This is a genomic window from Halomonas binhaiensis, from assembly GCF_008329985.2.
Classification (GTDB): domain Bacteria; phylum Pseudomonadota; class Gammaproteobacteria; order Pseudomonadales; family Halomonadaceae; genus Halomonas; species Halomonas binhaiensis.
The window spans coordinates 1,835,909-1,862,877 of sequence record NZ_CP038437.2 but is presented as its reverse complement, the minus strand read 5'-3'; the positions used below and the strand labels follow the sequence as shown (position 1 = coordinate 1,862,877).

The window sequence follows — 26,969 nt, the reverse complement described above, 5'->3', positions numbered from 1 at the left end:
CATCAAGCTCCTTCGGTCTCGTCGGTGGTGACGGCAGCGGCCTGAGACTCATCCGCAGCGCTAGCGCCGCCAGAACGGAAGCGCTCCAGATATGGGCCAAAGCCTTCCGCGCCCATCCAGAACTGCACCAGGTGAGTCACACCACGACTGGTAAGAGAGGCACCAGACAGTGCATCGACTTGGTTGGGGTTGCTCGCCCCACCCTTGACCAGCTCGATGGCTGGCGCATCACCATCATCGGCAGCGTAGATTTCCTTACCATCCCACTTGGCTTTCCAGCGGGGGTTATCCACCTCACCGCCCAGGCCAGGAGTTTCGGAATGGGAGAAGAAAGTGATACCCGTAATGGTGTTACCATCGCCCTGCACAGACAGGTAGCCCTGCATCAATCCCCACAGGCCTTGACCACGGATCGGCAAGATAATCTTCTCGGGGTTCTCAGTGTCTCCCACAAGGTAGACAGTAGAGAATTTCTCTTCACGACCGATGCCAGCAATATCTTGCTCAGCCGTCAGCTTACGAGACTGCTCCGGGTCCTTGGCAGCAGTCAAGCCATCATAGCTGGTCGCATCCACGGCATCGGTATATTCACCAGAGGCCAGCTCCACCGCCTTGGGCGTCACCGCCTTGGCAAACTCTTGCCCCACATCCATACCCGGCTCAAGCAGGTCAGCAACGGCCAGAATGTTGGTCTTGCGGTCGAGTTCCTGATTTTCAGCCTGCTTGGAACGCAATGCCACGGCTGCCGTCGATACGATGATCGAGCAGACGAGACAGAGCGAGAAAGCAACTGTCAGGACTTTCCCGATAGAGTTATTGTCTTTAGCCATCACTCAGTCTCCTCGGCCAGGACAGCAGTACGCTTGGCACGACGCTTGATGTTGGCCTGCACAAAGAAGTGATCGATGAGCGGCGCAAACAGGTTGGCGAACAGAATCGCCAGCATGATGCCCTCAGGGAAAGCCGGGTTGACCACACGGATCAGCACCGTCATCACACCGATCAGCGCGCCAAAGATATAGCGGCCCGGATTGGTCATTGAAGCCGATACCGGGTCAGTGGCCATAAAGATCATGCCGAAGGCAAAGCCACCCACCACCAGATGCCAGTACCAGGGCATGGCAAACATCAGGTTGGAGTCAGAACCGACCAGGTTGAGGATGGAACTCATCGCCACCATGCCGAGGAACACACCCAACACGATACGCCAGCTGGCAATGCCCATCGCCAGCAGCACGACACCGCCGATCAGAATGGCCAGGGTCGAAGTTTCACCCACGGAACCCGGAATGAAGCCGAGGAAGGCATCCCACCAGCTGAACTGATCCTGCAGCGCAGCCATACCACTCTGGTAGACGGCGGACAACGGAGTTGCACCGGTGAATCCATCGGCAGGAACCCAGACCGCATCACCGGAGATCTGTGCCGGATATGCAAAGTAGAGGAAGGCTCGACCGGTCAGCGCCGGGTTAAGGAAGTTCTTGCCGGTACCACCGAAGATTTCCTTGCCGATCACTACACCGAAGGTGATACCCAGGGCGACTTGCCACAACGGAATGGTTGCCGGCAGGATCAAGGCAAACAGCACGGAAGTAACAAAGAAGCCTTCGTTGACCTCATGACCACGCTTGATGGCGAACAGGACTTCCCAGAAACCACCGACCACGAAGGTCACAAGGTAGATCGGCAGGAAGTATGTTGCGCCAAGCACGAAGTTGGACCACAGGCTACCAGCATCATGCCCACCAGCCAGAGTCAGCAGGACCATTTCACGCCAGCCAGCCATGGACTCATAGCCCGCGGCGATGGCTTCGTTGGCCTGCCAGCCGGTGTTCCACATACCAAAGAACATGGCCGGGAAGGTGCAGAGCCATACGGTGATCATGATGCGCTTGAGGTCGACACCATCACGCACATGAGAAGCCGTCTTGGCCACGCTTGCCGGAGAATAGAAGATGGTGTCCACCGCTTCATAGAGCGGATAGAACTTCTCGTATTTGCCGCCCTTATGGAAATGCGGCTCGAGATTGTCGAGTGTCTGCCGAATACCCATCATCATACCTCTTTCTCGATCATGGTGAGGTTGTCGCGGAGGATGGGACCGTACTCGTACTTGCCAGGGCACACATAGGTGCACAACGCCAGGTCTTCTTCATCCAGTTCGAGACAGCCGAGCTGCATGGCGGTCTCGATGTCGCCAACGATCAGGGAGCGCAGAAGCTGCGTGGGCAGGATATCCAGCGGCATCACCTTCTCGTAGGAACCCACCGGCACCATGGCTCGCTCAGAACCATTGGTGGACGTCGTCGGAGCATAGTCACTACCAAGCCCCTTGAGGCTGGACAGATAGATACCCAGCACGGAGTGACGCTTTGACCCCGGCGACAGCCAGCCCATGAAATCACGTTTGAGACCTTCTTCCAGCAAGCTCAATTGCTGGCAGAAGCGTCCCAGATAGCACAGTTTGCCTTCGGCGGTAAAACCGGAGAAGACACTGCCGTTGATCACACGGGTATCGTCAGGAGACACGACTTCACCAGCCAGCAGCTCATCCGTGCTGGCACCCAAGCGGGTACGCAGCAGGCGCGGCTTCTCGGCACGAGGGCCTCCGATGGCCACGACACGGCTGACATCCAGTTTACCTTCTGCAAACAGCTTGCCGAAAGCGATAACGTCCTGATAACCGATATGCCATACACGACGCTGGATGGATGCCGGCGACAGGAAGTGGATATGGGTTCCCACCAGGCCTGCAGGATGGCGGCCGCCGAAGGTCTCGTGCTGAACACCGCTGATACCAGTACCGGGCACCTTGGCATCAGGGGCTGTGCACAGGAACACCTTGCCTTCGGTCAGGCGAGTCAGCACCTTGAGACCATCCTCGAAGGCTTCCTGCTGCTCATTGATGATCACACTCGGATCAGCAGACAGCGGATGCGTATCGATTGCGGTAACAAAGATGTCATACGGCACTGCGTCGAGCTCAGGAGTGCGGGAGAAAGGACGCACGCGCAACGCTGTCCATAGACCAGACTCGACCAACTGATCGACCACGACCTGGCGATCCAGCTTGTCCAGACCGTCACGGCCATGAGCAGTGAACGATTCGGCGTCCTCGTTCTCGTCGACCTTGATGACAACCGACAAAAGCCTTCGCTTCTCGCCGCGATTGACCGCGACTACTTCACCCGCCGCAGGCGACGTGAAGCGAACACCTTCGATCTTCTTGTCAGTGAACAGTAGCTGGCCCAGTTTGACCTTGTCCCCTTCCTTGACCGCCATGGTCGGCTTCATGCCGATGTAATCGGTACCCAGGAGTGCCACGTGGCGCACCGGCCGCGCATCGTCAATGCGCTGCTCTGGTGCTCCCGTGATGGGGAGATCCAGGCCTTTTTTGACTTCGATCATAGTCTCGCCCAGTTGATGGATCGGTAGATAATTTGGACGGGGGAACGCCTGGAAATGAGAGCCGTTCTTTTTTTATAATGAGTCGCATTACCAGTTGCGCCGAGAGAGCACGAACCCCCCCGAAAAATCCCCAGCATTATAAAGACAAGGCGATGGAATGACTACAGGATCGAACGTAGCAGATCCATCTAACAACGACAGAACGGGTTCAAAAAGGCATAAAAAACCCCTTGTAGATCAATGGCTACAAGGGGTATCAGCATTTCCCGATAAACGCTCCCTTTACTCCCAACATGAAGCAGGAAAGCGCTTAATGCCCTTGATTAGTTGGCGCTGTGCGGCAACTTCAAGAAAGATACGTTGGAAATGTGCTGCAAGATGCGAATGACCTGACAGCTATAGCCAAACTCGTTGTCATACCAGACATACAGTACGACATGCTTGCCCTGGGCAATGGTCGCTTGAGCATCGACGATACCCGCATGGCGATTGCCGACGAAATCACTGGACACCACTTCCGGAGAGTCCACGTAGTCAATCTGCTTCTGGTAGTCAGAATCGATGGACATGCGACGCAGGTAACCATTCAGGCTTTCTGTATCCACTTCCTTGTCGAGAGACAAGTTGAGAATCGCCATGGACACATTCGGAGTCGGCACCCGAATGGCATTACCGGTCAGCTTGCCACCCAGCTCGGGCAGCGCCTTGGCAACGGCCTTGGCAGCACCAGTCTCCGTCAGCACCATATTCAACGGGGCGCTCCGGCCACGACGATCACCCTTGTGATAGTTGTCGATCAGGTTCTGGTCGTTGGTATAGGAGTGTACGGTCTCGACATGACCATGCTCGATACCGTATTCGTCGTTGAGCACCTTGAGCACAGGCACGATGGCATTGGTGGTACAGGAAGCCGCAGAGATGATGCGGTCATCATTGCTGATATCACCGTGGTTGATACCAAAGACGATATTCTTGACATCTCCCTTGCCTGGCGCAGTCAGCAGAGCCTTGGATACCCCTTTGCACTCGAGGTGTTGGCTGAGCCCTTTTTCGTCGCGCCAGATACCTGTGTTATCCACCACCACAGCGTTATTGATGCCATAGGCGGTATAGTCGATCTCGCTGGGCGAATCGGCATAGATGACCTGAATGACATTGCCGTTGGCGATCAGGCTGCGAGACTCGGCATCCACGCTGATGGTGCCATCGAAAGGACCATGAACACTGTCACGACGCAACAGGCTGGCACGCTTTTCGAGATCCTTGGCGATATCGCCGCGACCACGCACCACGATGGCTCGCAGACGCAGCAGGTTACCGCCCCCAGCCTTCTCGATCAGCACACGGGCCAGAATTCGACCAATGCGACCGAAGCCATACAGGACGACATCCTTGGGCTCGCCAGTGGCCTGGGGATCATGGCCGTCGACGATCTCGGCAAGTTGCTCGCGCATGAAGGCAACGGCATCGCCGCCCCCTTGCTTCTTGAATGCCACGCCCAGCTTACCCACGTCGACATGGGCCGGCCCCAGGTTCAGCTCAGTCATGGCCTGCACCAGGGGGAAGGTATCCGTCACGGACAGCTCAGTGCCCTCGACCTTCCGAACAAAACGGTGATCCTTCAGGATACGGATGACGCTGCGGTTGAACAGCGAGCGACCAAACATGGTGGTAACCACATTGTTATGGCGGTACAGGCTACCGATCAGTGGAATCATCTGCTCCACAATAGCCTGGTTATCGTGCCATTCCTGGAAGACTGCGTCGGATTGCTGGCTCACGGGATACCTCAATGTGGGGAATGGAAAACGCCTGTATTATCTGGCCCATACCTCACACTCGCAATCGCTGGATGGTCGCACAAGATGTAGGGATATTACAGAAATCACAGTTTGACTACAGGACGCAAATAGGGCTGGTATGATGCAACCCTCTTCACCCAGACAGCGATACGACGTCAACATGCCGACTTTTTCGCCGCTCGAACCTCCACACCCCAAGGGCACTCGCGACACCCTCTACTGGCTGGAGCCCCCGGGATCTGCCACAGCCCTGGCCCTGTCACGCCTGGCCAACGATGCCCCGCTGCTGGTTGTTACCGCCGATACCGCCGAGGCCCTGCGGCTGGAAAATGAGCTTGCCTTCTTCTCCACGGTACCCGTCCTGCCTTTCCCTGACTGGGAAACGCTGCCTTACGATAGTTTTTCGCCCCATCAGGATATTGTATCGGCGCGCCTGCGCACGCTACGCACCCTGCAGGATGGCGTGCATGGCATCGTGCTGGTGCCGATCAATACCCTGATGCAGCGACTTTCTCCCGTTGACTACATCGCGGGACGCGTGCTGACCTTGGAAGTGGGCGCCACGCTGGACCGGGAAGCCTTCCGGGACAAACTGTCTCGAGCGGGATATCGCGCAGTGGAAACGGTTTACGAGCCCGGAGAATATGCCCTGCGAGGCGCACTGATCGACCTCTTCCCCATGGGCAATGACTCGCCACTGCGCATTGATCTGTTTGACGATGAAATCGACAGTTTGCGCAGTTTCGACCCTGACACCCAGCGTAGTGCAGACAAGGTGGAAAGTATCGAGCTGCTACCAGCCCATGAATATTCGCTGTCACGCTCTGCCATCGCCTGCTTCCGCGAAGGATTCGAGACACTCTTCGACGTGGACCCGCGCCAGTGCCCCCTGTATGTGGATGCATTGAAGGGCATCCCCGCTGCAGGCCTGGAGCAGTACCTGCCACTGTTCTTCGAGGAAACCGCCTCCCTCCTCGACCATCTGGCCGAAGGCACACGCATCGCGCTCATGCCCCGCGCCCGGGAAGCTGCCGAGCATCACTGGGCGGCTATCACCAGTCGCTACGAAAACCTCGGCGTCGACCCCACTCGACCACTGCTGCCACCTCACAGGGCCTTCATTCCCGAAGCCGAACTGTTTGGCCTGATCAAGCAACACCCTCGCATCGAGCTGACACGTGATGCCGCGCACCCGCATGCAGCAGCCTCTCTGACAGAACCACCAGCCGAGGTGGCCATCAATGCCCGGACGAAGTCACCTCTGGCTGCCCTGCAGAAATACCTGACCGACAATCCCGAACGTCGTGTTCTTTTCGTTGCCGAGTCGCGTGGTCGCCGTGAAGCGCTCGAAGAAACTCTGGCCCCAGCGACGCCCCATCTACCGCAGATAGCAAGCTTCTCTGCTTTCCTGGAGAGCGAGCATCGCCTGGCCATCGGTGAAGGCGATCTAGCATCAGGCCTGACCCTGACTACACCTGACCTGGCCGTGATCACCGAAACCGAGCTGATCGGTGACGTCGTACGCCAGACCCGTCGCCAGGGCAAGGCCACAGATGACAACGAGCTGGCCGTACGCCACCTGTCCGAACTACGGGAAGGCGCCCCCGTCGTTCACCAGCTCCACGGAATCGGTCGCTATCGAGGACTGGAAATCCTGGAAACCAGCGGGCAGGCAGCCGAATTTGTCTGCCTTGAATATGCCGAAGGCAGCAAGCTCTATGTCCCTGTGGACAGCCTGCATCTGATTTCCCGCTATTCTGGCGTTGACGAAGAGCTCGCCCCCTTGCACCGTCTCGGCTCCGAACAATGGGACAAGGCCAAGCGCAAGGCTGCCGAAAAGATCCGCGACACCGCCGCAGAGCTGCTGGATATCTATGCTCGCCGCGAAGCCAGAGAAGGCTTTGCCAACGAACCTCCTGATGATGAATATGCCCGCTTCGTTGCCAACTTCCCCTTCGAGGAAACGCCAGATCAGCGCCAGGCCATTCAGGCAGTCATCTCGGACATGACCACCCCAAAACCCATGGATCGCGTCGTGTGCGGGGACGTAGGTTTTGGCAAGACCGAGGTTGCCATGCGCGCGGCATTCCTGGCGGTACAGTCCGGGCGCCAGGTGGTGGTACTGGTTCCCACCACACTACTGGCTCGTCAGCATTACGAGAACTTCCGTGACCGCTTCGCCGATACCGCAGTGGACATCGAATTGCTGTCGCGTTTCACCGGAGGCAGCGGCCAGAACGATGTTCTTGCTCGCATCAAGGACGGCAAGACAGACATCATTATCGGCACCCACAAGGTGCTGTCGAAACAGCTGCGCTTCCCTCGCCTGGGACTGGTCATCATTGATGAGGAACATCGATTCGGCGTCTCCCAGAAAGAGCACCTCAAGGGCTTGCGCTCCGAAGTCGATGTATTGACGCTCACCGCCACCCCTATTCCCAGAACACTGAACATGGCCATGAGCGGCATACGCGATCTGTCGATCATCGCCACACCTCCTGCACGCCGCCTGTCGGTAAAAACCTTCATTCAACAGCGCGAAGAGCCCACCATCAAGGAAGCCATCCTGCGCGAAATCCTGCGTGGCGGTCAGGTCTACTTCCTGCATAACGAGGTCAAGACAATAGAGGCAGCTGCAGAAAAGCTACGTGAACTGGTCCCCGAAGCCAGGGTCGGTGTCGCCCATGGCCAATTACCAGAACGCTCCCTGGAAAGAGTGATGTCGGACTTCTACCACAAGCGCTTTAACGTGCTGGTGTGTTCCACCATCATTGAAACCGGCATCGACGTACCTAACGCCAATACCATCATTATTGAACGTGCTGACAAGTTCGGCCTGGCCCAACTCCACCAGCTGCGTGGACGAGTCGGTCGCAGCCACCACCAGGCCTATGCTTATTTGCTGGCACCCCCTCCTCGCGCCATGACCCGGGATGCCGTCAAGCGCCTTGAAGCAATCAGCCAGGCAGAAGATCTCGGCGCAGGCTTCACGCTCGCCAGTCACGACATGGAAATCAGAGGGGCTGGAGAACTGTTGGGCGACGAGCAAAGCGGTCAGATGGAAGCCATTGGCTACAGCCTTTATATGCAGATGCTCGACCGTGCAGTGCAGGCAATCCGTGAAGGTCGAACTCCCAATATCGAGGACCCTCTGGACAATGGGGTGGAAATCAACCTCAACCTGCCCGCACTGATCCCTGATGATTACCTCCATGATGTGCAGCAACGCCTGGTCATGTACAAGCGCATTGCCAACACGACCAATGATGCTGAATTAAAGGAACTGCGGGTGGAAATGATCGATCGTTTTGGTCTCCTGCCAGGCCCGGTCAAGACATTGCTGCGCCAGACACGACTGCGTCATCGTGCTGAACGCTTGGGCATCAGCCGCCTGGAAGCCGGAGAGGAGCGTGGCCGCATCCTGTTCAGTCACAGGACCAATGTGGACCCATTGACCCTGGTGGAACTGATTCAGAAGTCCCCTCAGGTCTATCGCCTGGATGGTGCAGATATACTTCGTTTCACCACTCCCATGAACAATGAAGAGGCTCGCTTCCAGGCTATCGAGCAATTGCTCGATGCTCTGAACCGAAAGGCAGAGGCCGCCTGACAGCAGGGCTGATAAGCACGACTCGAGCCATTTCACCTGGCTCGGGAAGCGGTTGGCGCGTATGTCCCTGGCCAGGGACTAGCGCCGCCGCGAAAGAGACGTCAAACTATGCTTATGCCATCCCGCTTTTCGTACCATCGAAGCAGGGAGCTTGCTGTTTCCCCAATGTCGAGACTGATAGCAATGAAACTCAACTCTTTCCGACGGCCATTGGCCATGATGGCCATGATTCTGGGCATGACCGCAGCCCTGGCCACTCCATTTGCGGCGGCCGATGATCTACGCCGCGGCTACTACCACCTACCCGAAAACGGCGATGTGGTCGGCAGTGTCTATACCGTGAAAGCCAAGGAAGAAGACACGCTGATTTCCATCGGTCATGAGCACGGTCTCGGCTATAACGCCATGGTCCGCGCCAACCCGGATGTGAGCATCTGGTACCCTGGCGAAGGCACCGAAGTCGTGATTCCAGGAGAGTTCATCCTGCCCGATGCACCGCGCAAGGGCATCGTGATCAACGTGGCGGAAATGCGTCTGTACTACTATCCGCCCAATGACCCCGGCATGGTCCAGACTTACCCCATCGCTGTGGGCCGTATGGATTGGAAGACTCCGCTAGGTGTAACCCATATCACCACCAGAGAACGCAATCCTTCCTGGGTCCCGCCGGCATCCATTCGCCGTGAGCACGCTGAAAATGGCAATCCGTTACCTGCCGTGGTCAAACCTGGCCCGGACAACCCCTTGGGAACGCGCAAGATGCGCCTGGGCATTCCCGGTTATCTGATTCACGGCACCAACAAGCCGGAAGGTGTTGGCATGCGCGTCACTCATGGCTGTGTACGCATGCTGCCAGAAGATGTCGAACATCTGTTCGACCAGGTATCGATTGGTACCCAGGTAAACATCGTCAACGAACCGGTCAAGATGGGTTGGCTCGATGGCGCTCTCTACACCCAAGCCTATCCGGTGCTGGATGAAGATGAAAAGCAAACTACTGATCTCAAGCGTGTGACTGCCGCTATCGATCAAGCGGATGCTGCAGCCAAAGATACCGACTTCCAGGTCGATTACGACATCCTGACTCAGGCCGTGGAAGACTCCAGTGGTCTGCCTGTTGCTCTGGTTCCTGGTGTTACAGAGCCCCAGCCATTGCCTGGCTCACTGTATGACCATGTCGAACTGGTCCGCGCCGATATCAAGGCCGAGGAAAAAGCCAAGGGCTAATTTACAGCCTGATGGAAAAAAGGCGCTCCTTCAGGAGCGCTTTTTTTATGTTGAACGCAATATTTGATTCAGCTAGAACGCCCATAGAGGCGTTGTAAGGCGAAGTAACACTGCCCTGCCTCTCTCCCTATAGAGACCAGAAAAAACTCTCTACAAGGCCCTACAGCCCACCTGGCCCACTCTTTCAAACCACCTTACTGCATCAGGACATCAAACCAGGGGGGATACAACTTTCCACCTCAGCATTATCCCTTTACCACAAACGATTGAGGCCCCGCCAAAAAGGCGGGGCCTCAATCTGAATCGCGTTATCGTCCCGAGGGGCGACAACAACGATCAACCAACCATGATTACTTGCGCATGGAGGTCTGGAACATGCGGTTCATCTCTTCGCGGTTCTGCTGAGACAGCTGCAGAGCTGCTTGAGCGTCGCGCTGAGCTTGGTTCGCAGTGTTCTGAGCCTGAGTAGCGATGCTACGAGCTTCAGCAGCGTCAGCCTGAGCGGATTCAGCTGTGGTGCGAACTTCTTCCAGAGCGCTGGAGGAGGCGCAGCCAGCCAGAACAGCCAGAGAGGCAGCAGCAGCGGTCAGCTTCAGAGTAGTCTTGAGAGTCATGGTGTTCTCCTTGAGTCTTCCTTGGTACTACGTTTAATGATGCAAACATATCGGAGGATAGATTCACATCTGGCTTCCTGCAAAGGCAGGACTTTCTTGCAGCGACTGGTGCTGCGATAGCACACTGAGTCAAACGCTGTTTTATAACACACAACGGCGCTTGTCCAGAGCCTTGAATGCCCTTTGCACCCAATAAAGATTAGCGGATGACGACGCGGGTGCCAACATCAATTAATGATGCGAGCTCTTGAATTTCCTGATTGGACACGGCGACACATCCATTGGTCCAGTTAAAATTGCGATGGATGTTCTCGTCGCCTTCTCCAATACCATGTATTCCGATGTAACCTCCAAGCACCGTTTCCTGAGGCGGACTACTATGCAAGCGGTAGTAGTCGAAATAGGAATCGTAATCCTGTTGGGTATAAAGCCCACTCTCCAGGGCCATCCTGGCATGCCTCGGCGTTGGATAATCCAATCCGATAAAGATGTCGAACTTGCTATTGAAATTGAAGCGATTGACATGGAATTCCCCTTGCGGGGTCGCCTTGTCACCCATCACGCGCTGCAGCTTGCTCCCGCCCCGACCAATACGAACATCGTAAAAACGCGCCAGTTCGGCATTGCCACGATAAACGGTCAAGAGCGACTGTTGGTCCTCGATCAGCACCCAGACCTCATTAGCCGAAGCAGGAGTATCCGCCTGACGAAGAAGCTCGCTCAACTGGGCATCGCTACTGGTATTTGTATTGGTACCGGTATACCCCCAACCGAGAGATGGCAGTAGCAAACCTGCCCCAAGTATCATTCGGATAATATGGCGACGAGAAAATTTATCCATGCACATCAGACTCACTGTCGATAGTTGAAATCGTTGGTGACAGACCGTAAGTGCCATCCAATAAGGTATGCCCGGATTGGAAATGATGCCAGTTCCTAATCTGAGCAGGGCAAGAAAAAAGGCACACGAAGTGTCGCAAAAAAGGAACAAGGCAAACTTACCATTCCTCACTCGTTTCCCGCAGCGCAGCGACTTCTGCCTTCATGGAAGCAAGACAGTCGGCCAGTGACTCAGTCAAGCCCCCCCCTCCGACTATCAAGCGAGCACTTGCAGCACTCGCTTTACTGGCACCTTCATCACCATGCAAGGCTTCAATCCGAGCCAATAACCATGAAAGCCAGCTGTCAGGGTCCTCCACCAGACTGCGGAGCCGCACCACTTCCGCCACTCCTGGAGCAGATTCACCCAATAACAGCTCACGCCAATGATGTTGCGTCAAATGGGCATGGAAGGTGACATCGCGCAGCAAGGCATTCAATGCCAGTTCCATCAAGGCTAGCGCCCCTTCCTCGCGGGCGCGGCGACGAGCATCGCTATGCTCATCGCCAACCTCGCCGCCATTTCCCGAAGCCATGGTCAGCAAGAGTTCAGCCTGATATAGCAGTTGATTGGTTCTTGCTCGCGGTGTCACTTACGCTTGTCCTCCACTTGCCAGCCCTTGCCATCCCATGATGCTTTCCATCCCGTCGCCTTACCATTGTCATCATCCGTCATCACGAACTGCTCCTTGAGCTTGCGCGAGAAACGAATCTGACTCGGACGGCCATCGGGATCCTGCTCGGGGGCAGAGAGCAAGTAGTGATATTTCTCAGGCAGCTCATCTGCATGTGCCTTGAGCTCTCTGACCAGCGGCGGACGTGTCTCACGATTCTTGGGAAATTTGCTGGCAGCCAAAAACAGGCCACTGGCACCATCACGCAGCACGTAATGGTCCTCGACCTTCTGGCAGGCCAGTTCCGGCATCGAGATCGGGTCCATCTTGGGCGGGGCCACTTCACCATTGCGCAGCAACTTGCGCGTATTCTTGCAACTGTCGTTGGTGCAGCCGAAATATTTTCCGAAACGCCCGGACTTGAGCTGCATCTCGGAACCACACTTGTCGCATTCGATGACGGGACCATCATATCCCTTGATGCGGAACTTGCCTTCTTCCACGGCATAACCGGCACAGTCAGGGCTATTGCCACAGATGTGGAGCTTGCGATGCTCATCGATCAGGTAGCTGTCCATGGCAGTGGAGCAGATCGGGCAGCGTTGCTTGGCACGCAGGGCATCAGTTTCGGCGTCTTCACCAGCATCTGCGGCCACCGCTTCATCACCCGGCAACAGGTCGATGGTGGTCTTGCAGCGTTCCTTGGGCGGAAGGTTATAACCACTACAGCCAAGAAACACACCTGTTGAAGCTGTTCGAATCTGCATCTTGCGCCCACAGGCAGGACAGTCGATATCCGTTGGCACTGGCTGATTGGGACGCATGCCCTCTTCACTTTCTGCTTCACTCAGCTCGGCGCTGAATTCCTTGTAGAAAGCATCCAGCAAAGCACGCCAATTACGCTCCCCTTCAGCCACTTCATCCAGGTTATCTTCCATTCGTGCGGTGAAGGAATAGTCCATCAGGTCAGGGAAGGACTCCTTCAGACGCTCGGTGACAATATCGCCAAGCTTCTCTGCATAGAAGCGACGATTCTCCAGCTTGACGTAGCCACGATCCTGAATGGTGGAAATGATGGCGGCATAGGTAGAAGGACGACCGATGCCACGCTTTTCGAGCTCCTTGACCAGGCTGGCTTCGGTATAGCGGGCCGGAGGCTTGGTAAAATGCTGCCTGGGATCCAACGCCTGCAAGGACATGACAGTACCCTCGGCCAGGTCCGGCAATGCCTGGTCTTCCTCCTTGCGACCAAGCGGTGTCATGACGCGGGTATAGCCATCAAACTTAAGCACCCGCCCCTTGGCCTTGAGCTCATAGCCATCCACGGACACTGTCAGTGTGGTGGAAAGGTATTCTGCCGGCGTCATCTGGCAGGCAACGAACTGGCGCCAGATCAACTCGTAGAGACGCTCAGCATCCCGTTCCATCCCCGCCAGGTCCGCACCACGGTGCTTAACATCGGAAGGACGAATAGCCTCGTGGGCTTCCTGAGCGCCTTCCTTGCTTGAATAACGGTTGGGAGCATCAGGCAGATAACGAGTACCGAACTCACTGCCAATGTAACCACGAACCGACTCCACCGCCTCCGCAGAAAGATTGGTGGAATCGGTACGCATGTAAGTGATATAGCCTGCCTCATAGAGGCGCTGAGCCAGCATCATGGTCTTCTTCACAGAGAAGCCCAAGCGCCCGCTGGCAGCCTGCTGCAGCGTCGAGGTAATAAAGGGAGCCGTAGCCTTGGAACGGGTCGGCTTGTCTTCCCTCCCAGTGATCTTCAGGCTCGCACTCTTGAGGGCTGCAATGCGCTTGAGCGTTTCTTCTTCACTGGTCGGGCGGAAGGTTTCACCGTTCTGACGTGCCAGCTCAAAGCGCACCGGCTCTACCTGACCGGCTACGCCCTTGGGCATCAGGTCTGCATGTACATCCCAGAACTCTTCTGGCACGAAGGCACGGATTTCGCGCTCACGCTCAATGATCAGGCGCATAGCCACCGACTGCACTCGGCCTGCGGACAGACCACGGGCAACCTTGGCCCACAGCAACGGCGAAAGCATGAAGCCAACGACACGATCGAGGAAGCGCCGAGCCTGCTGTGCCTCGACCCGTGGCATATTAAGCGAACCTGGGTCCTTGAAGGCTTCCTGAATGGCATTCTTGGTGATCTCGTTGAACACTACCCGACGGTAGCGATCTTCCGTTCCACCAATGGTCTCGCGCAAATGCCAGGCAATGGCTTCCCCTTCGCGATCCAAATCGGTCGCGAGATATACCGTATCAGCCTTTGCTGCCAGTTTCTTGAGCTCGGCAACGACCTTTTCCTTGCCAGGCAACACTTCATAGTTGGCCTGCCAACCATTGGCAGGATCTATTCCCATGCGCCGGATCAGTTGATCGTGAGCCTTTCGCTTCTTGTATTCCACCTTCTCTTCAGCAGACATCTTGCGTGTTGCAGCAGCCTGGCGCGCCCTCTCCTTGGGATCGGAGGCCGTCTTGCCAGAGCCACTGGTCGGCAGGTCGCGAATATGACCCACGCTCGACTTCACGATGAAATCGCTGCCGAGATACTTATTGATCGTCTTCGCTTTGGCGGGAGACTCGACGATGACCAGAGACTTGCCCATAGCACTCCACAATAGTCGTGGCGTTGCAACTGGTGCGCACGCCAATCTGAAAGACACGCCATCCAGAGGGCAATCCCCTGCGCTCCCCATGATCCGGATGACGGAAAAATGCGCCTACCCTACCCCAGCGTTGCACAACACGCCAGTCGAAGCCCACGCGACATGGCATTTACCTGCCAATTTCATCATCTACACGGCATACCTGCCCGCTCATAACTCCTGACAAGGAAACCAGAAGCTTCGCCAAGAGACTAGACGCAAGGTACGCCCGTCGACAACCCCACTGCATTGCACACCAGATGGAAAGCATCTCTTTTTCATGCATTTCTCTGACGAAAAATGCCCCCCAGAAACCCTGGAGGGCATCAAACCACTTCCTTTCAGACAACCAGAACCCCCTGAATCAGCTCTTGGTCGTACCTCGAGTCGTACCACGCCGGCGAGAAGTGCGTTGCGTCGGGGCTTGTACAGTGTCCTCAGTGGCCGCGTCCTTCGAGGAAGACTTGACAGCACTAGATGCCTCGATACTTTCCTGAGCATTTTTTGACATCGCACTCTTTGCACGCGAGCTTCGCGCCTTGGAACTCCTGCTTGCCTTGGCATCTTCTGACTCGTTGCCTCCAGCATCAACATCTGCCGACCTGGCGACAGTTTTCGCACTTGTCTTGGCACTTGCTGTCTTGGCACTTGCTGTCTTGGCACTTGCTGTCTTGGCACTTGCTGTCTTGGCACTTGCTGTCTTGGCACTTGCTGTCTTGGCACTTGCTGTCTTGGCACTTGCTGTCTTGGCACTTGCTGTCTTGGCACTTGCTGTCTTGGTGCCGGCATTAGCACTTGCCTTACTTGTGCTGCTGGAAGCACTAGCACGTACCGACTTTGCCTTAGGCTCATCACTCGCCGGCCTGGTCTTCACTGCTGTCTTGGTCTTCACTGCTGTCTTGGTCGAGGCAGTGGCTGCAACGGTCGGTATTGTCGCCGTGGACCCACCGCCGCTATCGCCAGCCGCTGCCGTGCGCGCCACGGCAAACAACGCCTTGACCTTGTCCAGGCGCGCTGCGGCATGGGCGCTCAACTCACCACTAGCGGCTAGCACATGTTCGATATGCTCAATATGAGCATCAATGACTTCTGCGCTTTCCTTCCTGAGCAAGGCAGGGATGGCAGCCAAGGCAGCTTCCTTGTCATGCTTGAGGATGAAGAACTGTTCACGCACCAGCTCCTTGAACAGCGTCATATCCAGACGCGGCTCCAACTCGGAACGCGAAGCACGCAGGCGGCGGAAGTTCCGACCATCCGTTGCCGGAGCGCCCCCCAACACATAAATCACCGAACGCATCACCGCCTCATGACTGCCACCCTTGGCAACGCGTGCTGCAATATCTGCCTGACGCTGGGCAATGAAGCGCAGATGTTCAGGTTCCTGACCCGGACGAGGCAGAACCTCCTTGCTGGTACCATGCAGGCCGACCAGAGACTGCAACATGGTCTGACCGTAGACATCGAGAAAGACTTTCTCGATGGCGCTATCCCGGAACACACGCCAAGCATCCAGGGAACGCGAAACCTGCTGGGAAAAGATATCCTCAAAGGCCCGAAAGATATTGTTCTCATCAAGCTGCTGACGGTCCTTGCGCACCATGTCGGCCAGTACGGGCAATGGCGCCATCCAAGGACTACGGTCGGACAGCATGCGGTAGCCCAGACGATTAGGATGCATCTTGCGCATCCAACGGGCGCTCTCTGGGGTGGACAATGCCTTGATCCAAGGCTGCAGAAACTGTTGATACAGCCCCAGGTTTATCTCGGAAACACGAGCTACCGTAGCAAAGCGCCGCTCATCTTCGGGGTTGTGCTGCACAACCTCATCAAGATCGTCGAAGTCACGGGTGGAGAACTCGAGCAGGTAATCGCGCTCGATCAGTTCTGCATCCGGCCTGTCCGCTGCCTTGGACACCGAAGTCTCGTAGAGACCGGGCGGCAAGACATCGATGTAATCCATGTTGGCAGTGAACTCGGTATGCTCCTTGCGCGAGACACTGCCCGAGACGAAGATGCCGAGATGACCGGTCTTGTCATGCACGCAATAGACGATGGTCTGGTCGTTGGCAATGATGTCGTCGACGCCGGCGTAAAGGTCGCGCACCCACCCCAGAGCCTGTGGCGGAGGAGTGATATCGTCCCCCTTCGAACAAAACAGCACCACGGGAGAGCGCAGATTGCGCAGGTCGATACGGCGCCCATCTGAGGTAACCAGCTTGGCCGTGGACAATCGATTACCGACAAACAGGTTATCCACTATGTACTGGATTTCCTGCCCCCCAAGCACCACGTGTCCTCCCCACCAGCGCTCGAAGCCAAGGTAGCGCTCGGCTTCGGTATCGACATTGGCATAAAGGCGGTACTGCTTGTCCCACCATGTATTGGCCGGATTGAGGCGCTCAAAGTTCTGCACCAGCCAGGCACCATCAAACAGGCCATCCCCCATGTCGGACAGCAGGTGGGTTATCCAGCTTCCACCAGTCAGCCCCCCTGTATAGCGCATCGGAGCATACCCTCGCTCGCCCGCCCAGTAAGAAAGCGGTGCACCAGCAATCAATATGGGACCAAACAGCTGTGGTTCGAGGGCAGCAGCCATCATGATCTGCCAGCCAGCCTGGCAATTACCGACGACGACAGGCTTTTCCGTATCGGGATGCAACTCATTGACATGCTGAAGGAAAGCGACTTCAGCTTCGACGACATCTTCTACTGTCTGCCCGGGTACCGGGTATGGCATGAAAGCGACGAAATAACAGGGGTGGCCAGCACGCAGAGCAACACCAATCTCGCTGTCCGCCTTGAAACCACCTATACCGGGACCATGGCCTGCACGAGGATCGACAACAACAAAAGGTCGCGCCTGCTCATCGATTTCCACCCCCTCTGGAGGATGGATACGTAATAGTTCGTAGTTGACGGGACGAGGCAGATCCTGGCCGTACATGATGATATCAGCATCGAAGCCAAGCACGCTGGGACGAGTCTTCTCGATGTGCTCAAGATATTCATTGCCCCGCTGGCGCATGACATCCCAATACAGAATGCTGCGCTCGACACTGTCGCGCCAGTAATCAACGGCAGCTCGCCCAAAGCCAAAAGGATCGAATAGAGGATATAGCGGCTGAGTAACTTTCGACATCTGTGCAGTCATAGGAGCTCCCAAGAGGTACCCGGTGCGCAGGCGCCGAGGAGGACGCCCGCTTTCACTGAGACTGTCTGCCAGGAACCTTTCCCACCAGCAGAGAACTTGTACAGAAGGTCATCAGTGCGTTTCGTCGCACGCAGTGCTCTTCATTGCAGTGCTTGCGGTCACGGTGCTTGCTGTAAAAATCACATTGTTGCACTGCAATATACCTAACCAGACCCAATCTGCAAAACCCTGGTGCGTCATCATGCATGTTTTTGCATGATCAGCGCTTCCGAGAAACGGCTGTCCCAGTCCCACCCGCGAGACTCCATACCCAGAAAGACATCGCCCGGCGAAAGCCGGGCGATGTCTTGTCTACTTGACTTCGATGCCATGAGCTTGCTGATCGGCATGGTAGGAAGAGCGTACCAGAGGGCCGGAAGCCACATGGGTGAACCCCATGGCCTTGCCCTGCTCTGCAAACCAGTCAAACGTGGCAGGTGTCACCCAGCGGTCCACCGGCAAGTGATTTCGGGATGGCTGCATGTATTGCCCTAACGTCAACATGTCCACATTGTGGGCACGCAGATCGCGCATCACTTCGATGACCTGATCATCCTGCTCGCCGACACCCAGCATCAACCCCGACTTTGTCATTACTTCAGGGCGGCGCTCCTTGTAGCCCTTGAGCAAGTCGAGCGACCACTGATAGTCCGCACCAGGGCGAACCTTGCGATACAGGCTCGGCACAGTTTCCAGGTTATGGTTGAAGACGTCAGGCGGCGTGGTTTCAAGAATGTCCAGAGCAACATCCATGCGCCCACGGAAGTCCGGCACCAATACCTCGATCTCGATATTGGGACTATCGTTACGAATCTCGCGGATACAGTCAGCAAAGTGCTGGGCACCGCCATCACGCAGATCATCGCGATCCACTGACGTCACCACGACATAATTGAGACGCATCTCAGCGATGGCTTCGGCCAGTTCACGGGGCTCGCGCTCATTCAGGGCATTGGGGCGACCATGCGCTACATCGCAGAAGGGGCAGCGACGCGTGCAGATATCCCCCATGATCATGAAGGTAGCGGTGCCACCATGGAAGCACTCGCCCAGGTTCGGACAGGAAGCTTCCTCGCACACGGTATGCAGACCATGACGACGCAAGGTCTCCTTGATCCGCGTGACTTCCTTGGACACCGGCATGCGCACACGCAACCAGTCCGGCTTGCGCGGGATCTCCTCGGTAGGAATTACCTTGACCGGGATACGTGCAACCTTGTCGGCACCGCGTAGTTTCACTCCCCGCTCGACACGGGCATTCTTCTTGGCCTTTGCGGCAGCAGCAGCCGCGGCAATGGCAGAACTGTCTGTCATGTCACTGTCCTGTGATGGATCGGCTCACAATTTCACCGATCATTCGCTGATGAGTGTATCGGGGGCGGCCATCATTGTGGGCAGGCCCTTGCGTGGCACCAGTTGACGCTCACCGAGACGCAGGGCCAGCGTCCGCAGCAAGCGTTCGCCCTCGCCCCATAGATCTACCGGGCCTTCTACCAGGTCAGCCAGACGCGTCATGGCCAGACCAGCATAGCCACACGGATTGATCCGCGAGAAAGGCTCCAGATCGAGACTGATATTCACTGCCACGCCATGAAAACTGGCGCCACGACGAATACGCAATCCCAAGGATGCAATCTTTGCCCCATCGACATAAACACCCGGGGCATCACGACGCGCATAGGCCTCGATGGAATGCTCAGCCAGTGCATCGATGACGCTGTTCTCCAGAGCGGTGACCAGGTCACGTACTCCCATGGGCGAGCGGCGTACATCAAGCAACGGATACAACACCAGTTGCCCCGGGCCATGGTAAGTCACCTGGCCTCCGCGATCAGTGGAGATCACCGGAATGTCGCCGGGCATCAGTACATGTTCTGGCTTGCCCGCCTGTCCCTGGGTAAACACCGGATCATGCTCAACCACCCATATCTGGTCCGCGGTTTCTGCATTTCGCGTATCAGTGAGATGTCGCATGGCCTGCCACACAGGCCTGGCTGACGACCCCGGTCGCCTTGAGATCATTGAACAGCGCCGTTATCTGTTCTTCACCTGTGGCCCACAATGTCAGGCGCACAGACTGAAAACGACCATTACGACTGTTGACCACTTCAAGCTTGCTGATATCGAAACCAGGGTCGTGTCGCTTGACGATCAAGCCCACAGTAGCAGCAAAGTCCTCGGCTGCATCACCCACCACCTTGATGGGATAGTCGCAGGGAAAGGTGATCGTGACATCGGTTGGATTCGGTCCCGCCTCAGAGCGAAGATCGCGAAAGGAACGGTCGTTCATCATGGTCCCCGTGGAAGGATATTCGAACATTTTACTCAACCGCACGGCACCAACCAAGGGAAACCCGGAAGTTCACGATAAAGAAACACAATACAATGGGGCAGCCCCGAGGCTGCCCCATGTTTTTCAATGCGGGCCTCATGGCCCTGCATAGCGATCGGCTCAGTCGAACCAATTGCCGACAAGCTCAGAAAAGAAACGATGGACCTTGTCGAACATGCGCTTGAAGAAGCCACCTTCTTCCACTGCTTCCAGGGCGACCAATGGGCGTTCACCAACGACTTCATCACCCAGACGCACTTCCATGGTACCAACTTTCTGTCCCGCAGCGATGGGAGCGTCCAGGTCAGAATCAATGTTCAGCTTGGCAGTCAACTCATCCTTGCGCGAGCGTGGCACGGTCATGGTGACAGCCTGATCGACGCCGACACGCAGCTGATCAGTGGCCCCACCCCAGATACGCGGAGTATCAAGCACAGCGCCCTGATCATAAAGCTTCAATGTCTCGAAGTAACGGAAGCCATAGCTCAGCAACTTCTGCGTTTCCTGGGCTCGGGCTTCTTCAGAACTGGTCCCCATTACCACTGAAATCAAGCGCATGTCATCACGCTTGGCAGAAGATACCAGGCAGTATCCGGCATCATCGGTCCAACCTGTCTTGAGACCATCGACGCTCGGATCCCGCCACAGGAGGCGATTGCGGTTGTTCTGCTCGATGCCGTTGTAGTTGAAAGTCTTCTGGCTATACATTGCATAATGGTCGGGATAGTCCCGAATGATGTGACGAGCCAGGCGCATCAAATCACGCGCAGAAGAATAGTGGTTATCGTGCGGTAAACCAGTTGCATTGGAGAAGTGCGTATTCTCCATGCCCAACTGCGCAGCATGCTGATTCATCAAGTCCGCGAACTGGGCCTCACCACCGGCCAGGTACTCTGACATCGCCACACTGGCATCATTGCCGGAAACGATGATGATGCCATGCAGCAGCTCGTCCACCGGTACCTGAGTACCGACTTCAACGAACATCTTCGAGCCTCCTGTCCGCCAGGCCTTCTCGCTGATCGGTACCATGTCATCAGGCTTGATGTTGCCACGTTCAAGCTCACGCTCGACCAGATAGGCAGTCATCAGCTTGGTCAAACTGGCCGGGGACAGACGTTCGTCAGAGTTGTGCTCTGCAATGACACGTCCACTATCGGCATCAACCAGGATCCAGGACTTGGCCGCCAATTGAGGCGGCGACGGAATCATGACCTGGGGCTCTGGCACATCAGGCTTGGGCGCATCCGGCTGCGGATTGGCCTGCTGAGCCATGGTCCAGGGCGCAACCAGAGAACAGCACAGCAGAGCTGCCGGCAATACTCGGCGGCGAGAAAACAGCTTGGCAATCATCTTTGGGTGTCTCTCACTGACAGAAAATACGGCGACATGACATCGCCGGGTCTCGTCTTCGCGTCATGGAGCCTCAACGGTCTCCGACGACAAAGGTCTGGGGGTAGCCTGCTTGGGCCAGTGCCTGGCGCAAAGGCTCTACCTGGTTTCGATCGGGCAGCGGCCCTACCTGAACCTTGTACATCCCTGCTTCGCTGGCAACACGAACATTGCGCTCAAGACGGCGCTGAAGATCCTTCTGCAAGGTTCGTGCGCCATCCTGGGAACCCAAAGCGGCGACCTGCACGAATAGATCCTCGCCGCTCGTGGCAGCAGCAGGCGCACTGGCAGCGGGAGCAGGAGAGTCACGCGGTGCCGCCGTCGAAGTATTCACGGCGGAATTTCTCGTCACCGGTGCCGCTGCAGGAGCAGCCTTGGCAACCTGCGCTCCCGAGCCGCCGGAGTGCTGGGCCAGCCATTGCTGCGGGTCAATGGCCGTCACCCGCACTCGGCCAGTACCATGATCAAGGATGTCCAGACGCGATGCAGCAGCGTACGAAAGGTCTATTTCCCGGTCATCATGGAAAGGACCGCGGTCGTTGACCCGCACAATGACTGAACGTCCGTTGTCCAGGTTGGTCACCTGGGCATAGGTTGGCAACGGCAGTGTCTTGTGGGCGGCCGACATCTTGTACATGTCGTAGATTTCGCCATTGGACGTGGCGTAGCCATGGAATTTATTCCCGTACCAGGATGCCGTTCCTTCATGGCTGTAACCCGTCGCATCATCGAGCACATGGTAGGTCTGTCCCCATACCTCATAGGTAGACCGATTACCCGCAGACGACCGCGATTCCACTCTGGGTACCGCATCCGGCACCTGACTGACATCCGGAGGCGATTCGGGATAGGCATCACCACTCATGGCATAGCGCCCACCCGCAGTCCCCGGAGCGGGGGCACTGGCGGAAGCCTTGGGTTGGGCCGGGCCGGATGCCGCACCACTATCCCCATCACTCGCACACCCGCCAAGGGCCAGCAACAATGATAGGGTCGGCAGAGCAAAACTGCGTCGATTCATGGAGCCGTCTCCTTCACTGTGGCATCCAGCCATCCGCCCTTTCCCATCTCGCCACTCTCCTGCTGTTCGAGCGCAAGAGCGATGGCCTCGGACAGTTCAGTAACGGCCATGGCATAAAAATGACTGTGGTTATAACGGGTTATGACATAAAAATTATCACCACCCAGGCGATACTTGGTACTGCCATCGGCCATTTCCAGGGCCAATGGAATGACACGCCGGTCCGCTGCTATCGCTTCCTGGGGATGAACCCCCTTTGCAGCCAGCTCAGCCACACTCACGTATGGCGCCTTGGCCTGATTGAAGTCCACCGACGCAGGTGGCGTCGCCGGCCCTTCGGCTTCCCAATAGATCGTGCCGCCAGGCTGCCAGCGATGCTCCGCAAAATAGTTGGCCACGCTGCCAATGGCATCGACCGGATCAGTCCACAGATTGCGCTGCCCATCGCCGTCGAAATCTACGGCATAGGCTTGGTAACTGGTAGGAATGAACTGCGGATAGCCCATCGCACCGGCATAGGAACCCTTGAGCTCGCCGGGGTCTACATGCTGCTGATAGGCAATGGTCAGGAAAGCCTCCAGTTCACCCAGGAAGAACTTGCCTCGACTCGGGTGATGGAAGGCCAAAGTCGACAGTGAGTCGAGCACACGGTGCTTGCCCGTAATCTGACCGTAGCGGGTCTCGACACCGAGAATGCCAGCAATGATTTCTGGCGGAACCCCGTAACGTGCCTGAGCGCGCTCAAAGGCATCGCGATGTTCCGCAATGAAGTCCGCACCTTCCTGGATGCGTTCTTCGCCCAGAAAGATGTCACGGTATTTATGCCACGTCAGATTGTATTCGGCCGCACCGCTCATGGCTTCGATCACTGAAGCCTGATAATGGGCCTCGCCCATGGCGTGGTTTAACCAACCTCGATCAATACCCTGTCCTGCCAGGCGCTCTACCATGGCCTGAACCTTGGGCATCCCAGCGGGATCGAAATCCTGGGCCTGGGCTGCCAGCGGCACCATCCACGGCAAGCCGACCATCAATGTACACAGCGCTACACGAACGCCACCTTTTCCCTGGAACGGGGGCACTTTCATTCGACCTCTCCCTGAATCAGCACCCGTTGACGCCTGCCAGCTTGCTTGAGCAAGGGTTAGCGCGGCAACAAACGGCGGTGTGCGTGAACCGCCATGAGGATACCGAAACCAGCCATCAAGGTCACGCTGGACGTCCCTCCGTAACTCACAAGTGGCAACGGAACCCCCACGACAGGCAAGATGCCGCTCACCATGCCAATGTTGACGAAGACATAGATGAAGAAGGTCAGGATGATGGCTCCACCCAGCAAGCGCCCGAAAGTGTCCTGCGCCGCTCCCGCCAGCCACATGCCTCGCGCAATGATCAGCAGATACAGCGCCAACACCACGAGCATGCCAATCAGGCCAAATTCTTCGCCCAGAACAGCGACAATGAAATCCGTGTGACGTTCAGGTAGAAACTCCAGTTGCGACTGGGTTCCATGCAACCACCCTTTACCCCATATGCCGCCACTGCCGATCGCCGTGGTGGATTGAATGATGTTCCATCCGGCCCCCAAGGGATCGCTTTCCGGATCAAGAAAGGTCAGCACCCGCTGTTTCTGGTAGTCATGCATGTTCATCCACAGCACGGGTAGTGCCGCTCCGACGCCCGCCACCATTACCCCGATGAACTTCCAGGACAGGCCTGCCAGGAGAACCACAAAGACTGCCGCAGCCGCCACCAGCAGGGAGGTCCCCAGGTCTGGTTGTCGAGCGATGAGCCCGACCGGAACAGCAATGAGCGCGGCACAACCCAGCAGCACCTTCCAGTTGGGCGGCAATTCGTGACGACTGATCCATGCCGCCACCATCATCGGCATGGCAAGCTTCATCAATTCTGACGGCTGAAAGCGCACCACACCCGGAATGACCAACCAACGCTGGGCGCCCATGCCGATGTCACCAAGAATTTCGACGGCCAGCAACATCAAGATGCCCACCAGGTAGGCAGGGAAAGCCCAGCGCATCAATGCCGACGGTGTAAACTGCGCCAGCACCAGCATCACCAGCAGTGCCACGCCAAAGCGCATTGCCTGGGCAATGACCATGTGCATGTTTTCACCACTGGCACTGTAGAGCACCACAAGCCCACCCATCATCAACAGCAACAACAGCCCGACCAGCCAGGGATCAATGTGCAGGCGCTGCCAGATGGTCTTGCGACGGGAAATACCGCCTACCGGAGGACGCACCGGATATCCACGCAGGGAGCGCACGAAGTCGATTGGCATGTTCAGTCGTCCTCCCGACGGGCAGCCAGGTCATCGCCTGCTGCTGCGCTGTCATCATCTACAGGGCGTCCAGAGTTGTGATCAAGGATCCAGGCATCTGCCATGGCTCGAGCCAACCCTGCCGCATGAGTTGAGCCTCCTCCGGCATTTTCCACGATTACCGCAATGGCAATCTGAGGGTCCTCTACCGGAGCAAAAGCCATGAAAAGCGCATGATCGCGCAAGCGCTCGCGCAACTCGGCAGCATTGTATTTTTCGTTCTGCCCCAGGGAGAAAACCTGGGCGGTACCCGACTTTCCGGCCATATGGTATTTCAAGCCCGCACCGGTGCGGCGCGCCGTCCCTTCAACTCCGGACAGCACCTTCTGCATCCCGCTAAAGACACTATCCCAATAGGCATCATTGCCGATCTCGATATCCGGCGGCGTATCGGGCAGGTTCACGGGCACAGGATTATCGCCTATCTCCTTGGCCAGGCGAGGGCGCACCCAATGACCACGATTGGCCAGAGTTGCAGTGGCGGCAGCCAGTTGCAACGGAGTGATCTGCAAATATCCCTGGCCGATACCTACCGACAGGGTCTCCCCTGGATACCAGGCCTGATTGAAACGCGCCCGCTTCCAGTCCCGTGATGGCAGCAGGCCATCTCCCTGTCCTGCCACGTCAGCGGCCACTCTGGTGCCAAAGCCAAAATCCAGCAGGTCGTCATGAATACGGTCAATGCCCATTTCATGGGCCAGAGAATAAAAATAGGTGTTGTTGGACACGGCCAGAGCTCGCTCCAGATTGACTCGACCATGCCCCCAGCGCAGCCAGTTGCGATAACGGCGATCATCATTGGGTAGCTGATAGTAACCAGGGTCGAAGATCACCGTATCCGGCGTGATGACCCCTTCCCGCAACCCACTGATGGACATGAAGGGCTTGATCGTGGAACCTGCTGGATAGCTGCCGCGTGTCGCCCGATTGAACAAAGGAAGATCGATATCTTCCTGCAGATCACGATAGGACTTGACGTCAATTCCTGTGACGAACTGATTGGTATCGAAGCCGGGCACCGAAGCCATGGCGATGATCTCGCCGCTCTGAGGAGCAATGGCAACGATAGCTCCACGCCGCCCATCAAGTAACTGATAGGCCAGTTGCTGCATATCCTTGTCGATGGTCAGGGTCAGGTCTGCCCCAGGGGTTGGGTCGGTATGCCCCAATTCACGCAACACCCGACCCCGCGCATTGGTTTCAACCTTGCGCAGGCCAGCCCGGCCATGCAGCTGATCCTCATAGAAGTACTCCACTCCGGTCTTGCCAATAAAGTGGGTACCGGCATAGTTGCCAGGATCCAGCTGTTTCAGTTCTTCCGCATTGATTCGCCCCACATAGCCCAGGGCGTGCGACATGATCTCGGAATCCGGGTAATAGCGCAGCAACTGCGTCTGGACTTCAACTCCGGGAAGACGATGGCGGTTGAGTGCCAGCTTGGCGACCTGAATCTCGGTCAGGTCGGTCATCAGCAATGCCGGCTGATAAGGACGCTGACGCTGACGTGAACGCTCGCGAAACTCTTCGACTTCCGCCTCGGGCAGATCGAGAAGATCGACCAGCAATTCCAGGGTGGCATCCAGGTCATCGACCCGCTCACGCACTAGCGTCAGGTTGAACGTTGGGCGGTTTTCCGCAAGCAGCTTGCCATTACGATCGTAGATCAGCCCCCGGGTCGGAGGCAGCGGCTCGACCCGCACACGGTTGTTTTCCGAACGAGTGACGTAAGTCTGGTGCTGGACGACCTGGAGATACACCAAGCGCCCCACCAACGTAGCAGAGAGCAGAACCACGACAATCGCTGCCAGAGCGGCGCGCAGACGGAAGGTACGCGATGCGTGTTCGGGATTTTTCAGGGTTTCACGACGCTCACGCATGC

19 protein-coding genes are annotated in these 26,969 nt (G+C 56.8%); 2 read left to right on the top strand and 17 right to left on the bottom strand.

Annotated elements, in window-relative coordinates; translation table 11 throughout:
- Positions 1–2: 2 nt before the first annotated feature.
- From E4T21_RS08125 to E4T21_RS08110, 4 genes are all read right to left on the bottom strand, one after another.
- Entirely contained in the window at positions 3–830 is an 828-nt protein-coding gene (locus E4T21_RS08125) for a Na(+)-translocating NADH-quinone reductase subunit C (RefSeq protein ID WP_149284517.1), read from the bottom strand.
- Positions 830–2,056: an NADH:ubiquinone reductase (Na(+)-transporting) subunit B gene (locus tag E4T21_RS08120; protein WP_149287107.1), complete on the bottom strand. Its 1,227-nt coding sequence runs from the start codon at positions 2,054–2,056 to the stop codon at positions 830–832. The genes E4T21_RS08125 and E4T21_RS08120 overlap by 1 nt, the downstream gene beginning before the upstream one ends.
- Positions 2,056–3,408, bottom strand: coding sequence for a Na(+)-translocating NADH-quinone reductase subunit A (locus tag E4T21_RS08115; RefSeq protein WP_149284516.1), 1,353 nt, complete (start codon positions 3,406–3,408; stop codon positions 2,056–2,058). The genes E4T21_RS08120 and E4T21_RS08115 overlap by 1 nt, the downstream gene beginning before the upstream one ends.
- Positions 3,409–3,731: 323 nt before the next feature.
- Entirely contained in the window at positions 3,732–5,189 is a 1,458-nt protein-coding gene (locus E4T21_RS08110; protein WP_149284515.1) for a glyceraldehyde-3-phosphate dehydrogenase, read from the bottom strand.
- A gap of 181 nt (positions 5,190–5,370) precedes the next feature.
- Here E4T21_RS08110 and mfd point away from each other — a divergent pair, with 181 nt between their 5' ends.
- Together mfd and E4T21_RS08100 are read left to right on the top strand one after the other, a co-directional pair.
- On the top strand, positions 5,371–8,820 hold the full coding sequence (gene mfd, locus E4T21_RS08105) for a transcription-repair coupling factor (protein ID WP_149284514.1): 3,450 nt from the start codon (positions 5,371–5,373) through the stop codon (positions 8,818–8,820).
- A 183-nt stretch (positions 8,821–9,003) separates the two neighbouring features.
- On the top strand, positions 9,004–10,047 hold the full coding sequence (locus tag E4T21_RS08100) for a L,D-transpeptidase family protein (RefSeq protein ID WP_240349330.1): 1,044 nt from the start codon (positions 9,004–9,006) through the stop codon (positions 10,045–10,047).
- A gap of 350 nt (positions 10,048–10,397) precedes the next feature.
- On the opposite strand, the gene E4T21_RS08095 is transcribed toward E4T21_RS08100, so the two are convergent.
- The 13 genes from E4T21_RS08095 to mrdA form a co-directional block, all read right to left on the bottom strand.
- The gene (locus E4T21_RS08095; protein ID WP_149284512.1) at positions 10,398–10,661 is read right to left on the bottom strand and encodes an Lpp/OprI family alanine-zipper lipoprotein; all 264 of its coding nucleotides are present in this window, start codon (positions 10,659–10,661) and stop codon (positions 10,398–10,400) included.
- Positions 10,662–10,860: 199 nt separating this feature from the next.
- The gene (locus E4T21_RS08090) at positions 10,861–11,502 is read right to left on the bottom strand and encodes a L,D-transpeptidase family protein (protein ID WP_149284511.1); all 642 of its coding nucleotides are present in this window, start codon (positions 11,500–11,502) and stop codon (positions 10,861–10,863) included.
- Between the two features lie 157 nt (positions 11,503–11,659).
- A complete protein-coding gene (locus E4T21_RS08085; RefSeq protein ID WP_149284510.1) occupies positions 11,660–12,133 on the bottom strand; it encodes a DUF6586 family protein in 474 nt (157 codons plus the stop codon).
- Positions 12,130–14,775: a type I DNA topoisomerase gene (gene topA, locus E4T21_RS08080; protein WP_149284509.1), complete on the bottom strand. Its 2,646-nt coding sequence runs from the start codon at positions 14,773–14,775 to the stop codon at positions 12,130–12,132. Before topA ends, E4T21_RS08085 begins: the two co-directional genes overlap by 4 nt.
- 403 nt (positions 14,776–15,178) lie before the next feature.
- Positions 15,179–17,965, bottom strand: coding sequence for a DUF3141 domain-containing protein (locus E4T21_RS08075; RefSeq protein ID WP_149284508.1), 2,787 nt, complete (start codon positions 17,963–17,965; stop codon positions 15,179–15,181).
- A gap of 351 nt (positions 17,966–18,316) precedes the next feature.
- Entirely contained in the window at positions 18,317–19,318 is a 1,002-nt protein-coding gene (lipA, locus tag E4T21_RS08070) for a lipoyl synthase (RefSeq protein ID WP_149284507.1), read from the bottom strand.
- 39 nt (positions 19,319–19,357) lie between these two features.
- Positions 19,358–20,026, bottom strand: coding sequence for a lipoyl(octanoyl) transferase LipB (gene lipB / locus E4T21_RS08065; protein WP_149284506.1), 669 nt, complete (start codon positions 20,024–20,026; stop codon positions 19,358–19,360).
- Positions 19,962–20,294, bottom strand: coding sequence for a YbeD family protein (locus tag E4T21_RS08060; RefSeq protein WP_149287106.1), 333 nt, complete (start codon positions 20,292–20,294; stop codon positions 19,962–19,964). The genes lipB and E4T21_RS08060 overlap by 65 nt, the downstream gene beginning before the upstream one ends.
- 162 nt (positions 20,295–20,456) lie before the next feature.
- Complete coding sequence (locus E4T21_RS08055; protein WP_149287105.1) at positions 20,457–21,611, bottom strand: D-alanyl-D-alanine carboxypeptidase family protein; 1,155 nt, start codon at positions 21,609–21,611, stop codon at positions 20,457–20,459.
- 151 nt (positions 21,612–21,762) lie between these two features.
- Complete coding sequence (locus E4T21_RS08050) at positions 21,763–22,749, bottom strand: septal ring lytic transglycosylase RlpA family protein (RefSeq protein WP_149284505.1); 987 nt, start codon at positions 22,747–22,749, stop codon at positions 21,763–21,765.
- Positions 22,746–23,837, bottom strand: coding sequence for a lytic murein transglycosylase B (gene mltB / locus E4T21_RS08045; protein ID WP_420827730.1), 1,092 nt, complete (start codon positions 23,835–23,837; stop codon positions 22,746–22,748). Before mltB ends, E4T21_RS08050 begins: the two co-directional genes overlap by 4 nt.
- Before the next feature lie 56 nt (positions 23,838–23,893).
- Positions 23,894–25,051, bottom strand: coding sequence for a rod shape-determining protein RodA (gene rodA / locus E4T21_RS08040; protein ID WP_149284504.1), 1,158 nt, complete (start codon positions 25,049–25,051; stop codon positions 23,894–23,896).
- 2 nt (positions 25,052–25,053) lie between these two features.
- Positions 25,054–26,967, bottom strand: coding sequence for a penicillin-binding protein 2 (mrdA, locus tag E4T21_RS08035; RefSeq protein WP_149284503.1), 1,914 nt, complete (start codon positions 26,965–26,967; stop codon positions 25,054–25,056).
- Between the last annotated feature and the right edge of the window lie 2 nt (positions 26,968–26,969).